This is a genomic window from Solibacillus sp. FSL K6-1554 (assembly GCF_038005185.1).
GTDB classification, from domain to species: Bacteria; Bacillota; Bacilli; order Bacillales_A; family Planococcaceae; genus Solibacillus; species Solibacillus silvestris.
In genome coordinates this window covers 2,310,778-2,323,579 of sequence record NZ_JBBOSS010000001.1, presented here as the reverse complement: position 1 = coordinate 2,323,579, position 12,802 = coordinate 2,310,778, and the positions used below count along the sequence as shown (strand labels likewise).

At 34.2% G+C, this 12,802-nt stretch carries 23 protein-coding genes; 17 read left to right on the top strand and 6 right to left on the bottom strand.

The window, feature by feature from the left end; all coding sequences use genetic code 11:
* The first annotated feature begins 52 nt into the window (after window positions 1–52).
* The 7 genes from MHB58_RS11465 to MHB58_RS11435 all read left to right on the top strand — a co-directional run bounded on the left by MHB58_RS11465 (window position 53) and on the right by MHB58_RS11435 (window position 4,216).
* Window positions 53–925 (top strand): pirin family protein, encoded by an 873-nt coding sequence (locus MHB58_RS11465; protein WP_340735262.1) that lies wholly within the window; start codon window positions 53–55, stop codon window positions 923–925.
* Window positions 926–1,050: 125 nt separating this feature from the next.
* Window positions 1,051–1,227 (top strand): hypothetical protein, encoded by a 177-nt coding sequence (locus MHB58_RS11460; protein ID WP_340735261.1) that lies wholly within the window; start codon window positions 1,051–1,053, stop codon window positions 1,225–1,227.
* Window positions 1,228–1,250: 23 nt separating this feature from the next.
* Complete coding sequence (locus tag MHB58_RS11455) at window positions 1,251–1,703, top strand: GNAT family N-acetyltransferase (RefSeq protein ID WP_340735260.1); 453 nt, start codon at window positions 1,251–1,253, stop codon at window positions 1,701–1,703.
* Window positions 1,704–1,714: 11 nt separating this feature from the next.
* A complete protein-coding gene (locus MHB58_RS11450; RefSeq protein WP_340735259.1) occupies window positions 1,715–2,206 on the top strand; it encodes a fructose-bisphosphate aldolase in 492 nt (163 codons plus the stop codon).
* A 46-nt stretch (window positions 2,207–2,252) separates the two neighbouring features.
* Window positions 2,253–3,104, top strand: a complete 852-nt coding sequence (locus tag MHB58_RS11445; protein ID WP_340735258.1) for a hypothetical protein — start codon at window positions 2,253–2,255, stop codon at window positions 3,102–3,104.
* A gap of 33 nt (window positions 3,105–3,137) precedes the next feature.
* Window positions 3,138–3,764, top strand: a complete 627-nt coding sequence (locus MHB58_RS11440; RefSeq protein WP_340735257.1) for a cysteine peptidase family C39 domain-containing protein — start codon at window positions 3,138–3,140, stop codon at window positions 3,762–3,764.
* Window positions 3,765–3,769: 5 nt separating this feature from the next.
* Window positions 3,770–4,216 (top strand): NUDIX hydrolase, encoded by a 447-nt coding sequence (locus tag MHB58_RS11435; protein WP_340735256.1) that lies wholly within the window; start codon window positions 3,770–3,772, stop codon window positions 4,214–4,216.
* Between the two features lie 32 nt (window positions 4,217–4,248).
* Here the strand turns inward: MHB58_RS11435 and MHB58_RS11430 are convergent, their stop codons facing one another.
* Window positions 4,249–4,776 (bottom strand): DUF2179 domain-containing protein, encoded by a 528-nt coding sequence (locus MHB58_RS11430; RefSeq protein WP_008404026.1) that lies wholly within the window; start codon window positions 4,774–4,776, stop codon window positions 4,249–4,251.
* A 235-nt stretch (window positions 4,777–5,011) separates the two neighbouring features.
* On the opposite strand from MHB58_RS11430, the gene MHB58_RS11425 reads away from it, so the two are divergent.
* Both MHB58_RS11425 and MHB58_RS11420 read left to right on the top strand, forming a co-directional pair.
* Window positions 5,012–5,299 (top strand): hypothetical protein, encoded by a 288-nt coding sequence (locus tag MHB58_RS11425; RefSeq protein ID WP_340735255.1) that lies wholly within the window; start codon window positions 5,012–5,014, stop codon window positions 5,297–5,299.
* Between the two features lie 281 nt (window positions 5,300–5,580).
* Window positions 5,581–5,703 carry a hypothetical protein gene (locus MHB58_RS11420; RefSeq protein WP_340735254.1) on the top strand — a complete coding sequence of 41 codons (123 nt, stop codon included), beginning with the start codon at window positions 5,581–5,583 and terminating at the stop codon, window positions 5,701–5,703.
* A gap of 149 nt (window positions 5,704–5,852) precedes the next feature.
* On the opposite strand, the gene MHB58_RS11415 is transcribed toward MHB58_RS11420, so the two are convergent.
* Both MHB58_RS11415 and MHB58_RS11410 read right to left on the bottom strand, forming a co-directional pair.
* On the bottom strand, window positions 5,853–6,353 hold the full coding sequence (locus tag MHB58_RS11415) for a hypothetical protein (RefSeq protein ID WP_340735253.1): 501 nt from the start codon (window positions 6,351–6,353) through the stop codon (window positions 5,853–5,855).
* On the bottom strand, window positions 6,334–6,546 hold the full coding sequence (locus tag MHB58_RS11410) for a helix-turn-helix transcriptional regulator (protein ID WP_340735252.1): 213 nt from the start codon (window positions 6,544–6,546) through the stop codon (window positions 6,334–6,336). Before MHB58_RS11410 ends, MHB58_RS11415 begins: the two co-directional genes overlap by 20 nt.
* Window positions 6,547–6,929: 383 nt before the next feature.
* Between MHB58_RS11410 and MHB58_RS11405 the strand changes: the two genes are divergently transcribed.
* Both MHB58_RS11405 and MHB58_RS11400 read left to right on the top strand, forming a co-directional pair.
* Window positions 6,930–7,286, top strand: coding sequence for a hypothetical protein (locus tag MHB58_RS11405; RefSeq protein WP_340735251.1), 357 nt, complete (start codon window positions 6,930–6,932; stop codon window positions 7,284–7,286).
* Window positions 7,287–7,812: 526 nt separating this feature from the next.
* Window positions 7,813–8,208 carry a hypothetical protein gene (locus MHB58_RS11400; protein WP_340735250.1) on the top strand — a complete coding sequence of 132 codons (396 nt, stop codon included), beginning with the start codon at window positions 7,813–7,815 and terminating at the stop codon, window positions 8,206–8,208.
* 17 nt (window positions 8,209–8,225) lie between these two features.
* Here the strand turns inward: MHB58_RS11400 and MHB58_RS11395 are convergent, their stop codons facing one another.
* A complete protein-coding gene (locus tag MHB58_RS11395; RefSeq protein ID WP_340735249.1) occupies window positions 8,226–8,741 on the bottom strand; it encodes a hypothetical protein in 516 nt (171 codons plus the stop codon).
* Between the two features lie 172 nt (window positions 8,742–8,913).
* Here MHB58_RS11395 and MHB58_RS11390 point away from each other — a divergent pair, with 172 nt between their 5' ends.
* From MHB58_RS11390 to MHB58_RS11375, 4 genes are all read left to right on the top strand, one after another.
* On the top strand, window positions 8,914–9,273 hold the full coding sequence (locus tag MHB58_RS11390; protein WP_340735248.1) for a hypothetical protein: 360 nt from the start codon (window positions 8,914–8,916) through the stop codon (window positions 9,271–9,273).
* A 76-nt stretch (window positions 9,274–9,349) separates the two neighbouring features.
* The gene (locus tag MHB58_RS11385) at window positions 9,350–10,021 is read left to right on the top strand and encodes a DUF6241 domain-containing protein (RefSeq protein WP_340735247.1); all 672 of its coding nucleotides are present in this window, start codon (window positions 9,350–9,352) and stop codon (window positions 10,019–10,021) included.
* Window positions 10,022–10,167: 146 nt separating this feature from the next.
* Window positions 10,168–10,623, top strand: coding sequence for a hypothetical protein (locus MHB58_RS11380; RefSeq protein ID WP_340735246.1), 456 nt, complete (start codon window positions 10,168–10,170; stop codon window positions 10,621–10,623).
* The gene (locus MHB58_RS11375; RefSeq protein WP_340735245.1) at window positions 10,616–11,005 is read left to right on the top strand and encodes a hypothetical protein; all 390 of its coding nucleotides are present in this window, start codon (window positions 10,616–10,618) and stop codon (window positions 11,003–11,005) included. Before MHB58_RS11380 ends, MHB58_RS11375 begins: the two co-directional genes overlap by 8 nt.
* A 13-nt stretch (window positions 11,006–11,018) precedes the next feature.
* Here the strand turns inward: MHB58_RS11375 and MHB58_RS11370 are convergent, their stop codons facing one another.
* Both MHB58_RS11370 and MHB58_RS11365 read right to left on the bottom strand, forming a co-directional pair.
* Window positions 11,019–11,249 carry a hypothetical protein gene (locus MHB58_RS11370; RefSeq protein ID WP_340735244.1) on the bottom strand — a complete coding sequence of 77 codons (231 nt, stop codon included), beginning with the start codon at window positions 11,247–11,249 and terminating at the stop codon, window positions 11,019–11,021.
* Between the two features lie 17 nt (window positions 11,250–11,266).
* Window positions 11,267–11,452, bottom strand: coding sequence for a hypothetical protein (locus tag MHB58_RS11365; RefSeq protein WP_340735243.1), 186 nt, complete (start codon window positions 11,450–11,452; stop codon window positions 11,267–11,269).
* 322 nt (window positions 11,453–11,774) lie between these two features.
* Between MHB58_RS11365 and MHB58_RS11360 the strand changes: the two genes are divergently transcribed.
* Together MHB58_RS11360 and MHB58_RS11355 are read left to right on the top strand one after the other, a co-directional pair.
* On the top strand, window positions 11,775–12,107 hold the full coding sequence (locus MHB58_RS11360) for a hypothetical protein (protein ID WP_340735242.1): 333 nt from the start codon (window positions 11,775–11,777) through the stop codon (window positions 12,105–12,107).
* A gap of 15 nt (window positions 12,108–12,122) precedes the next feature.
* Window positions 12,123–12,650: a hypothetical protein gene (locus MHB58_RS11355; protein WP_340735241.1), complete on the top strand. Its 528-nt coding sequence runs from the start codon at window positions 12,123–12,125 to the stop codon at window positions 12,648–12,650.
* Window positions 12,651–12,802 lie beyond the last annotated feature (152 nt).

Below are 12,802 nucleotides of genomic sequence, written 5' to 3'. Positions count from 1 at the left end.
GATTTCAACTTAATAGTACATTTTCATAGTAACCTTGGTGGGAGGAATAGAATTGGCAACTAATGCAGTCTTTCAAAGAGATATTAAAAGTTTTTGGTACCCAGAGTACAATAAAAATGGATATCCTCATGTGCAACAAGGATTCATTCTTCACCCTGATCGAAACGCTGAATTCGATCCTTTTATTTTAATGGCAGAAGATTGGTATAAGCGTGGCGTTTTCTCTGATCACCCACACCGTGGTTTTCAAACTGTAACATATGTTGTAGATGGCAGACTAGAACATATTGATAATGCTGGCGGTTACAGCATTTTAAATGCCGGGGATGTCCAATATATGAACGCCGGTTGGGCAGCTAGACATGCAGAAGAAGCGTTCGAGGACGACTTGATTCATACATTGCAGCTATGGCTAAATCTGCCGAAAAGTTTAAAGCATACAAAAACGTCTTATCAAAATATTTTTGTTGAAGATGCACCTGTAGTCAATATCGATGGCGGATTCGTTCGAGTTTATTCAGGGGAAATTGCAGGTGTAACAGGACCTATGCAAAGTTTAGTTCCGATTACGATGACAGAAATTACTCTTCGTGAAGGTGCTGAATACACACATGTTTTACCCGAAAACCATAATTCATTCCTGTTTATGTTGGCAGGAGAGATGGAATTTGGGGAAAGCAAGACAAAAATAACGAAAACGGGAGCAGCAACGATTTCATTTAACGAAGATGGCTCAGAAGTAAATTCAAGCGAATTAAAAATTAAAGCATCAACACGATCTAAAGTTTTGATTTATTCAGGTGTCCCAATTAGAGAAGAAGTCGCTCTAGGTGGCCCGTTTGTGATGAATACAATAGAAGAAATCAGAGAAGCATTCCGTGATTTACAGCTAGGTGAATTTGGCCCACCAGCTGTGAAAAAGTAAAACTAATTAGCAATTAATAGCAAACAGTACAATGAACCGGATGGAATTTAGCCATCTGGTTTTTTGATTTTATCAGGTTCGACTCTACAATTATGGTAAAATTTAAAATATAAGGAGAGGATTACATGGATTTACTATCATTTGCCTTTTTAGGATTTTTGCTTTACATTGTTGTATTTTTGGCAGTCAAGCATGGGATTAATTATTCGGAACTTGGAATTTTAATTAAAAAGAAGTATATGATTGAGGAAGAAAAATCTAACTTAAGTAATGAAGAAAAGGATAGCGATAAACAAAACTAACCGAGAAATAAAGGGGGATAAGTGTGGAGATTAAAAGGCTGGAAAAACATGAAAAAGTGCCAATGGAATTATTATTACTGGCGGACCCTTCAAGAAGTATCGTGGAATATTATATAGCAAAGGGCGATTGCTTTATAGCTGTAAGTAAAGAGAAAATTATTGGTGTCTATGTCCTGTTACCGACAAGACCGCAAACTGTGGAAATTGTCAATGTAGCAGTAGCTGAAGATCATCAGGGAAAAGGAATTGGAAAATTATTAGTAAGTCATGCGATTCGTATAGCCAAAACACAGGGGTATAAAACGATTGAAATTGGTACGGGAAATTCAAGTATTGGGCAATTAGCGTTATATCAAAAATGCGATTTTAGAATCGTTTCAGTTGATCATAACTATTTTATTAAGCACTATTCAGAAGAAATTTACGAGAATGGCATCCAGTGCATCGATATGATTAGGTTATCGCAAGATTTATAAGGGGGATAAGGATGAAAAAATTATTGTTTTTATTCTGTTTGTTTTCCATTTTGCACATCACGACTGCTTGCAGTAACAAAGATGAACCTATTACAACAATTGAAGCCGCAATTTCACAGTTGACAGAGGATGAATTTGAAAGTGTCGGAACTCATGAGTTAAAAAATCCTCAAATAGATGATTTCAGGAAATTTACATTCAACGTGGAAGTAGACAATGTAGCTGGACAGAAAGTGGAATTTTCATTTAGCGATAGTTGGAAAGATGCGATCGATTCATTTGATGCTACTGACCGTTATTGGTTTGGAGGCGGAAGTGAACAAAATAACGAAGGTGAGAATGTCGCCTCGTATGTGCAAGAATTTGTCTTTTATTCTAAAGAATTAAACGAAGTATCAATGAGAGAGGCATTGAATACAATTATTTTTGAAGTAAGCATAGACCAGATAGGAGAAATCGTGACAGAAGAATATAAGGTTGGGGATTTAATTGAATTTGAGTAACTTCGTTGATGGAAAGTAATAATTAAAAATGATTGGAGAAATCTTCATGAAAATATACAATCTAGCAAGTCCATTTCTAAATCAATACGAGCCTTCAAAAGAGTACTACGAAAGTTACTTTAATCATCATCCAGAAATCTTTAGTTATTATTTTGAAAATCACTGTCACAATAAAGAACTGAAACTTGAAAATGCTTTAAAAACGCATCCAAATATGATTGATCAAATGAACTGGGTTGCAAAGAAATTAAAATCGCTCACACCCCATATTACAAAAGAATATGAAAAGCGGTTTCCGATAATATTTTCAAAAGATGTTTATATTTTTGTTGGTCTGGGTGGTTCTAATGCTTATGCTTATCGTTCCATGGACCCTCATATTGCTTTTTGTGTTGAAAAGTTTGAACCGTATGAAGAAGGACTAAATGTAATAATTGCACATGAGTTTGGCCATGCAGTCCATCATCTTTACACAACACATAATGGGATTGAAGCAAAAGATATTAAATGGTCTAATCCGTTGACATGGCTATTGCAAGAGGGTGTCGCAACTTTTTTATCAACTTTAGTAGTAAATGTAGACCAAGATATTTATTTTGCATATAAACGTGATCCGGAGTGGCTTTCATTCTGTGAAAAAAATATAGCAACCATTATCAATGCTTTTCAAAAAGATTTAATTCAAAGTACATCAGCAGAAATATTTAAAGAATGGTTCTCGATTAATGGGGGCCAAACTTTTGGCTACAGTCGGATTGGTTATTATATTGCTTATCTTTTAGTAAAACGTTTAGCAGGTGAAAAAGGTATTGAAAATGCAATGCTTTATTGGGGACATTCAGATTTTGAAGAGAGAATGAAAACGTTATTACGAATTATAGTAAAAAAAGAAAAGTAGACACACGTTGATTTCATATATTGGGGGAGTAGCATGTTTATAATTAAAACAGTTGCTTTATGGGTAATTATCTCAGTGTCGATTAACAACTATTTAATGACTTTACCTATTCCGGTTATACGAAAAAAGGATTTTCCGACTGCCTACATGATTCCTCAAAAGAATCGAATCGATTTCCAAAAAGATACGGAATGCGCGGCATTTTCAACAGCTTACCTGCTGCGTCACTTTGGTAAGGAGGCTGAAGGAGAAGCGTTATATAAGCATTTTCCCAATAAAACAAAAGCTGGAAATGTATATCCAAAAGGAATCCGTACTGTTTTAAGAAATAACGGATTTAAGACAAATTATTATAAAGGAACTATTGATACATTAAAGTACGAAGTCAGTAAAGGAACTCCCGTAATTGTTTTTATTAAAGTACAGAAGGATCTCAAAAATCTGCATTTTGTTCCAGTAGTAGGTTATGACAAAGAGCATATTTACCTTTCAGAGTCATTAAGTCATTTAGTGAATTGTGAAGAAAAACAGCAGAACTATAATCGAAAGGTGCCGATTGAAGAATTTAAAATGCTATGGAATGTAAAGAGAATTCATATGCTTCCTTATAGCAATACATATATAGCAGTGGATGCTAACAATACTTTTAGCAGTAGGTGAAAATAGTGAAAGTATTTGGAGAGAAATTAAATGGCCTTAATTATGAAATAAGAAAAGGGATTTATGCAGTAATTTTTAATTCAACAATGACTCGTGTCTTAACAGTCCAAACTACAAGAGGGGATTACTTTTTGCCAGGTGGCGGGATTGAAGATCATGAAAACCATTCGCAATGTCTGGAAAGAGAAATACTTGAAGAAACAGGATATAACGTAGTGATTGGTTCTTTTTTAGGGAACGCAAAGTGCTTTTTTCTCTCAACCAAAAAAGAGCCAATTCTTAATGATGGCTATTTCTACTTCGCACAATTATTAAATAAAATCCAAGATCCCATTGATGACGACCACTTTATAAAATGGATTGAGACAGGTAAAGCCCGGGATCTCTTATTACATGCCCATCAATATTGGGCAATTAAGGAAGGGTTAAAACTGAAGATGCATAAAAAATGAGCTAGAATCATTGAATCTAGCTCATTTTTATTTTAACGTCTAAGTTTAAATTTACGCATACGATCGACTAAGAAACCGCCTTTGAATGATTTTGGCTCATATGAAATGATAAATGCCTTTGGTTCAATCGATTCAACAAGGGCGAATAATTCTTTTTCTCGGTTTCGTTTAGCCAAAATCTCATATTTATAACGTTCACTGTCACGACCTTCACTGACAGATGTCGTGATGGCAAAGCCGCTGTTTCTTAATGTTTCGATCAATTCCTGATTTTTTTGCTGCGTATTGATTGTAACTGAGACAAAACCAATAGCCAGTTTGTTTTCAATCATTGTTCCTATTGGTATCCCAATACTAAATCCGAGTGCATACACAATCATTGCGATAAAGTTCTGATCACCACTAAAAATGATAGAAAGTGCAAATACGTTAATTAAAACTTCTAAAAAACCAAAAATTGAAGCAAGAAGTCTCATATCTTTGACTAAGAAAATTGTTCGTAATGTCATTAACGGCACGTAAACGAGCTGTATGACCAGGATTAGGATTATCTCCTGCATGAAATCCCCTCTTTCTTTTAAAATTTACTTTACTTTTTTACTTCTACCCTAATATGAAATTTATATTCTTATTAATTATTTGAGTAATTAGTATAAAATGCAGAAGAATTCAATTGCTTTTATTAAATTAATTTTTCAAACGACCGTTTGTCCAGCTGGATGAATAGTCGTTTTTTGTTTGGAAAGGGGGTTCGGGATAGGTAAAGTCCGGAAGTTTAGCAATGGAGATACCGTGATGCTCTTTTTACTTCATGAAACAAAATCAGCAGCACTTACACCTACTCAAATTCACGAACTGTTTCATGAACGGTTCCCTGGTAAAACCATCGGTTACGATTATATCGCTCGGCTTGCGAAAAAACATGCCAACTTGGGACACTTATCCGTCCATGCTGGTGAAGCCAACGAAAAACGCTATCAGACTTCTTCTGCTGGTTTGGAATTGCTGAAACGTTATCACGATCTCTATTACGGCCAGCTGCAGGAAATTTCCCTTGTGATTGAACGCTTTACTATGAATTGACGAAAAATGGTTCAAAGCCGCCTCTACCGGAGCATTCTTTACCGGCTGAGTTTCGCACTTATTTTTCGAAACTCGTTAGTGTGAAAGACATTGTTCGTTATATGATTTTTAAAATCGGCCATGCGCGGGAGTAATTCTATATTGCTGAGGTGAATGATTTCCTAGAAGTTCAATTCGGTTGGCATCCATCGAATACCTACCTGTATTCCATTGCTCGGGAAATGGAACAGAACGGGGCACTTAAAGGGCACTGGAAAGAGCCTGAAAAGCGGACTATCCGTATGGTAAGAATTACTGAAGATGGGGAGACCTTTGCAAAACAGATTACGGAAGATTTACGACGCCAGATTACAGACGTTCATCATCACCTGTTACATCTTCTAAGCTTCATTATTCATAATTAAATTAATGTAATGGAGTGAACATCCATTAGATTTTATTTTAAGTTTAAAAAGAAGAATCCATTTTTGATTAATCTCAAAATGGATTCTTCTTTTGTATTTGAAGTTCCGGACAATTATGGATAATTAACTATCTTTATTTAATGCAAGTATTACTCATAATACTTCACCAGTTTAGATTTCGAAATATAATATATCGCTGTGCCAAAAAGTGCGCCACCGATACCCCAACTAATTACGCCAATCCACGAAAAGCTTATTTCCTCGCGTGAGATCAGCGGCATTAAATATTCCATGAATAATAACATCATCAACCCCCAACTAATCCCTCCAAAAGTAGATGAGCGCTTCAATCTACGTACGTTTATTTCATATTCTTCAGGCGTTGCACAATCTGTTGCCATCCACTCTTTTTTATTTATACGCTTCATAATTAGTATTGAATATCCTATGTTTACAATAAGTAGAATCGGTGTCATAATCGAAACCGTTTGCTGAACTAGATCGGTTATGAGGCTAACCATCATAAGTACTATTGTCACGTAGTACAGTAAGATACCTGTGAAAGCAAGCTCCTTGTAGATTTCCTGCTGTTGGTATTCATCTCGCGTATCGATTGCACCAATGAAATGGTTAAATATTTGGTTCTTCATCCTTCTCAACCTCCCAAAATAATGTATTTAAATCGGTATGTAACGCCTTTGCTAATGAAATACATAACGCTAGTGTAGGATTGTATTTATTATTTTCAATCATATTAAGCGTTTGTCGTGCGATACCAATTTGTTTTGCAAGTTCAATTTGAGTAAGCTTTTGCAACTTGCGAAATTCTCTTACACGATTCAATAAACCACCACCTATATGGAAATTTTATGAAAACAATAAAAAAATGTCAATTATAAATGACATTACGCTGATTTTATACAGAAAGATACCAACTGTTTTGAAACAAAGTTTGATCAAAACAGTTGGTTCTTTATTTATCGAGTTTGTTTTTATAAAAAAGTTTAATTATTTCGGGATGCGAATATTCAATTAAAGCGCCCGATTGTTGAATAAGGGATCGTCATATTCGTGTGGTTTAATACCTTATATATAAAGAAGTTACCAAATACGATTTTAGGAACGGGAATAGACTTAATTATGTTACCAAACGTCGCTTTGGGGTCATTTTTCGCTTTTAGGGTCTAGTTTTGTTTTAATAAAACAATAAAAAGGAGCTGATAGATGTGCTTGAGAAAAAAATTTCTCAGTTTACCATAGTTGATATTGTAGAGAGAAAAATACATTTCACAAAAACAAATACAATTTATGATGCAGAAGATTATGAAATTTATAATGAGGGTGAACTCAAAGCTTTTAACGAAATATTGATTGACGTTAAGGTAATGACAGAAACTGAGTTTGTGAGTAAGTATTTAGAAATAGTAAAAAAAATAGGAAAACAGATGGAAGATGAACAATTTAAAGATACAAATAAAGTAGAAGTAGAAAAATTGTCTGGTTACAACAATGCAATTGTTAAAATTTTAGAATGTATAAATCCTGTATATATGTATGATTTTGACAATGAAATTTCAGATTAACGAATAAAATATACACTTATTCATCTGATAACGTTCCCAAATGAAAGTTTGGGGACACATTAAAAAGGCACGAACGTTGTTAAATCAACGTTTTGTGCCTTTTTGTATGAACGTTGGGTTATGCAGCATTTAATTCAGATGTAGCAAACCGTTGATGGAACGGTGTTTGTACTTACTGTCTTGTTCTTTAATTTGTATAAAGACTTGTATAGCAAATCTCTTTATCGCTATTAATCAGCACCTTTTATTATTCAACAATATGGCCCGTTTGTGGAATAAGGGATGACACCTTATTAATGTTACCAAACGTAATTGGAGTTAGAAAATGGAAAATGAAAAATAAAAAAATAAAGAAGGAGAGACATGACGGCCTTTTTAAGGAGTTGCTAGGGGATCTTACGAGTTCAATCTTGTTTGAAGTGGCTTGGAATATTTTAATGTTTATTCCTAAAATGATTATTCGTTTAATAAAGATTATAATCGTGCATCACGAACTGTTACGGTATCTGTTGCGGATTTCCAAAACATGTGGACAGTACAATCATTTGTGCGCGAGCAATTGGCTGTAACCGCAAACTTTGAGGGCTATGATTACTTCAACCGTATTATTGGTGAACGTAATAGCACAGTTTTAACTAATGTTTTCGGTACATCATCATCAAGTACTATTGCTAAAAACGTTGAACGTGTACGTGATGAAAATCGTTCACTTGGTTATACAATTGCAAAGGAACTTGCAACTATTAATTCAAAATTTAATACTACTGTCGATAATGCGACTGATGTAGGTGCAGTTTCAATTACTGTTAAACTTGATTATCTTCGAGTTTATGAATCAGTACAAAGTGCGACTTTATTTACACTTATTAAAGGTTTCACTGTAACGAGCATGAAACTTAAAGATGGAACAATCATGCAATAAAAAGAAGCATCTGCTATTTAATTAGCAGATGCTTCTTTTATGTTTTTTAAAATGGTGAAAAAATCACCGCTATTTTGGATTTTGTATGCTTGTTTTTTATCCGAAATAGCTATAGTTTTATCTACTGAATCTAAATATAATTTATAACCTGTGCTTACCGTTAAATATGCATCGTAATGAGAATCATTTCTAAGGGATTTAGTTAAATCAAAATCATTATATTTGACTAATTCCCATTGTACCATTTGATTAATTAACTCTTTTTCAGTTTCTTCTGAAAGAACGAGTTCCTTAGAATCTTGTATGTCGAAATTTTTATCCATACGTTTTGTAGAAAGCGTTAAAGATTTTTCTTCTACATCAACGTTTGCTGTATAAACGTCAGTTGATAAGGCTTGTTGTAACGTATAGACAGTAGTATCTTTTGTATCCGTTTCCTCTTTATTTTTGTCAGCATTTGTTGTAGAAATAGCAAATGTAACCCCAACTATTACAACTACGATTAAGCCAATTAGCGAAAGTACCTTTTTCAAATAATCACCTCGTTTTTTTTATAACTATAACAAATATGGGACTAAAACCCAAATTGGGATTATTTTAAAAAATATAAAGTTTTTCAAATAATTGGTTGATAGAATCGGTGAAAATTCTCCTTTATATAGTGTTGGTTAACAATCAAACAAAACAATATTGGAGGAATTATTTATGGCATGTTCAAAAGGTACGGTTGATGCTGGTTATTCTAAACCAACAATCAATCTTTGTACTTCGGTTAGTGGTTCTACTTTTAATGTATCTTTAGAGGGAGTTCCGACAGAACAAAATCCACTTACTGCATATGTTATCCTAAAAATTGAACGTGAAGCATCTAATACAGACGGTTGGACTGCTGTATCTTCACCGAAAATTGGGTATTGGGCTAACTCAAAAAATGCAAAAACATATTCGTTTTCTAATGGTGCAAACGCTGGAAAAACGATGCGTATAACTTCAGAATTTTACCGTTATAGCGATTACACAGGTAAAATGACAGCTTATGTAGACCATATGTTTTATCAAGGTTAATCGTTAATAGAGTCTTCCTGATATACCAGGAGGCTCTTTTTTAATTTACACAATCAATATTATATGGTATTTTTGGTTGAAATTAGGAATTGGGGTGTTAGAAAAAATGAAGGTTACTCATGTTTTAGGGATAACTTTTTTAACAGCAGTAATTAGCATAGGTGCTACGTATTTATATATGGACAGGTCTTATGAAAATGAAGTTATACCCGTTAATAGCAGTTCTGAAAATGAAGTACATAGTGAAGCAACGGATAAAGAGGAAGTCGTATCAACGCTTGATTATAGTAATGGTTGGGAAGCTGTTACCAGTTCTAAATGGATTGATGTATGGGGAACTGGAGAAAAAATTGAGTACCCTAATCCTGAAAGCGCAATACAGGAGCCTCTTACTGAAACATACTTGCAAGATTTCATTCAACAAATGGCCCACCAAAAGATTATTGCTGATGAAAAAGAAGGTTCAATTATGATAACGCCTAAGAGAATCGACAATTTGAAGCAAGTAATTGAAGAAAATAAAGAGTTGTATGAACATGCTGAAATCTATTTAGATGTGCTAAATCGTTGGGGCAATGGGAATTTTTCGACGGTTGATTATGACCATAATGTTGTGATGTATCTGCAACACTCAAAAGATACAAAGGGCATCGCTAAAGGGATAGCATCCGAGGAACAAGAAATACATTATATTTCCAAAGTTTTTTCAAAAGAGGTTGATGAAGTATTTGGCAGTGCGGAAAAATAATAGCCTCTTTTATGCAGAATTTTATACAGGTTTTTGGCGATTTTAAGAGAGCGAAGCCTTGGGTGTTATGTAAACTAATTGCATATAATATTCAAATCCTATAAGAAAACACAATTGCTTTTACTATAAAAAAGGAGATGAATTATTTGGAAAACAAAAAATGGGGTTGGCTTATCGTTATATTGGTAATAGGTGTTGGCTTTGCCTATATGTCAAATTTTGTTTCAGGAAAATACGGAGAATCTACTGTAGATGAATTATTTAAAGTGGTTGAATCCGATTATTCAAAGGATTTGTACACGACTGGCACGATTAATTATGTTTCAGAAGAAATTTCAGATAATAAAAAAATTACGCTTTCCGAAGAAAATATATTGAATGTACTTAATCAATTAGAAAAAACGACTGTAACAGGTATCAAACGAAATGATTTAGATGCTTTAGATATACGGAACTCCTATATTGTTGAGTTTGAATCAAAGGTTGCTGATGACCTTGTATTTTTTGTTGGCAGAGATGAAAATACTCAAAATGTTATTTTAGAGATAATGGATACGGATAGAAAATTAGTAGATAAATACCTTGTTGAAGGTGATGGCTAATAATTCATCTTATTTTGAAGAAGATGAACCATTTTTAGCTGAAAGCCTTGTTTCAGGTATTATGAGTTACAGACTCAAGAAGGAACATGGAGGGGCAGATATATTAGAATCAGATGCACAGGAACTAATCGAATTGTTATCGACTACGAAAGTAAAGAAAACATCCAAAAGTATTGAAAGTACCGAATCCAAAGTGTATATGATTGCTTTAGATAACAGTGAAGTAGACATGAGTTACGATTTATTGGTCAATTTTTCAATGCAAAAAAATAAAGATGATAAAGTTTTAATAACTGCTGATTACGTTGAGGGTACATATGAAATGGAAAATTCAAATTTTTATATTAAAGTTGTTGAAATAATAAAAGAAAGACCCCTCTAAAGGGGTCTTTCTTTTATTGGATAGCTTTGTTTCCGTATTTATCAATATATGCTGTAATTACACAACGGTCAAATACACCAATTTTTGAACCATTTTTCAATGTGAATTGTCGAATGGCCTGATTAATTTCAACAGCAGATTTTACTCCTAGGACATTGATTGTCCCGGTTGTTCCTGACAATTTACCATAAATGACTACATTATCCTTTATAATTACCGTTTGGTCTTGTTCATTCCTTTTCACATAAACGGCTTGATAATTTAACGGTTCATTTTAACGTATGCATTTTTATATTTACCATTTGCATTACGTAACATATCTTCACACTGTAACTCTAATGCATTACTAGTAACAGCCGTTAAAGAGTCCGCTTGGGGGCTTGAGATGACTAAAACGGCACCAGTTAGACCCATTCCTAAAATCGAGAACGCCAAAACCTTATTCATTTTATCACCTCATAATATTTAATCACCTTATAACACATTGAAACAAGCGACCGCGCCAGCGATAGTTCCAGTACCAAGAAGTACATAATACATGCAGCACAAATTGGACCAGTAATTGGTGTTGGTGCCTTTACAGGGTGAATATAGTATTCCACGTAATAAGCTAATACTCACCTTGAAGAGATTTAACACTTGAAATGGATTTGAAATTGCGTCCGTTCTAGGTGTTTTTTTTACAGTCATCGGTTTTTTTACATAATTCTTTTTTCTTGATAGGCTATTGCCATTATTACCGGTCTTACTGATAAGGGGAGGTGTACCAATGATCATTCCAGAAATCACACTAAAAAATGCAGCATATGTCGTTCCTCAAGAAGAAGGTGAACGTAAGCAAATGACAGAACAAGAATTTTTAACTATCCAGCAATGGCTTCAGAAAAACGGTAATATCTTGACTTTATGTATGGATGACTCGGGCGTTTTAAGCGGCCAGGTAACTTATTATGTTGTCATTAGAGAGAATTTGTATGTTGAGGCAAACGACCATCCTATCCGAACTACGGATGCATTCGAAAACTTGATACATGCAGTTTTAAATGATTACGAAGTCAGTTTTAACATTACTCGGTCCATGTTTTGGCTAAAAAATAAATAGGAAGGAGCTCATTACATGAAAACCTATGAAATTATTGCTCAAACCGTACTTTTACAACAACAAATTTTTAATTGTTCAGTAGATCAGGTATGGGAAAAACATATTCATCCGCGTATACGAGAAGTTCATTCCTTGGAGAATATACGGCCTTACCTCGAAGAAAGGAAAAAACAGTCCTTGCATCCCACTCCATCACGCAAAAACCTACATAACCAAACATTATCTTCCTTTGGATACACATATAAATTCGCTTTACCTTTAATTACAGAGGAAACATGGGACAATACAATAGATGACGTAGGTATTGTAGCTTTTGTTCAAGGCTTACCGGTTCACCGATTAGATATGGAATATAATCAGTACGCCTTTGCAGCAAGCCGTTTACTTAAAAATGAAACTCTTTATGCTACAACATTGGAGGACGGACAGCGCGTATTTTGGCCTTCATCGTGCGATCTTCCATACTCAAAAACAGAAACTTATTCCACACGTCAACAAGCGGCTGAAAATGGCTACCGGGAATTATCTTGCATAAACACTTAAGGGAAACTATTGAAATAATTATAAAAAGTGTTAATATTGAATGTAGAAGACAAATTGTTTCACAACTAAACGTATAACCAATATTATTCTGTGAAGGAAAAACCTCACACATATCCATTTAATTGGGTAGGTGTGGGGTTTTTTGTCTTTAA

Excerpts from the sequence above, each read along its gene's own strand:
- MHB58_RS11460 (WP_340735261.1), top strand. The coding sequence starts at position 1,051 with ATGGATTTACTATCATTTGCCTTTTTAGGATTTTTGCTTTACATTGTT.
- MHB58_RS11450 (WP_340735259.1), top strand. The coding sequence starts at position 1,715 with ATGAAAAAATTATTGTTTTTATTCTGTTTGTTTTCCATTTTGCACATC.
- MHB58_RS11445 (WP_340735258.1), top strand. The coding sequence starts at position 2,253 with ATGAAAATATACAATCTAGCAAGTCCATTTCTAAATCAATACGAGCCT.
- MHB58_RS11440 (WP_340735257.1), top strand. The coding sequence starts at position 3,138 with ATGTTTATAATTAAAACAGTTGCTTTATGGGTAATTATCTCAGTGTCG.
- MHB58_RS11430 (WP_008404026.1), bottom strand. The coding sequence starts at position 4,776 with ATGCAGGAGATAATCCTAATCCTGGTCATACAGCTCGTTTACGTGCCG.
- MHB58_RS11425 (WP_340735255.1), top strand. The coding sequence starts at position 5,012 with ATGCTCTTTTTACTTCATGAAACAAAATCAGCAGCACTTACACCTACT.
- MHB58_RS11420 (WP_340735254.1), top strand. The coding sequence starts at position 5,581 with ATGGTAAGAATTACTGAAGATGGGGAGACCTTTGCAAAACAGATTACG.
- MHB58_RS11415 (WP_340735253.1), bottom strand. The coding sequence starts at position 6,353 with ATGAAGAACCAAATATTTAACCATTTCATTGGTGCAATCGATACGCGA.
- MHB58_RS11400 (WP_340735250.1), top strand. The coding sequence starts at position 7,813 with ATGTGGACAGTACAATCATTTGTGCGCGAGCAATTGGCTGTAACCGCA.
- MHB58_RS11390 (WP_340735248.1), top strand. The coding sequence starts at position 8,914 with ATGGCATGTTCAAAAGGTACGGTTGATGCTGGTTATTCTAAACCAACA.
- MHB58_RS11375 (WP_340735245.1), top strand. The coding sequence starts at position 10,616 with ATGGCTAATAATTCATCTTATTTTGAAGAAGATGAACCATTTTTAGCT.
- MHB58_RS11365 (WP_340735243.1), bottom strand. The coding sequence starts at position 11,452 with ATGAATAAGGTTTTGGCGTTCTCGATTTTAGGAATGGGTCTAACTGGT.
- MHB58_RS11360 (WP_340735242.1), top strand. The coding sequence starts at position 11,775 with ATGATCATTCCAGAAATCACACTAAAAAATGCAGCATATGTCGTTCCT.
- MHB58_RS11355 (WP_340735241.1), top strand. The coding sequence starts at position 12,123 with ATGAAAACCTATGAAATTATTGCTCAAACCGTACTTTTACAACAACAA.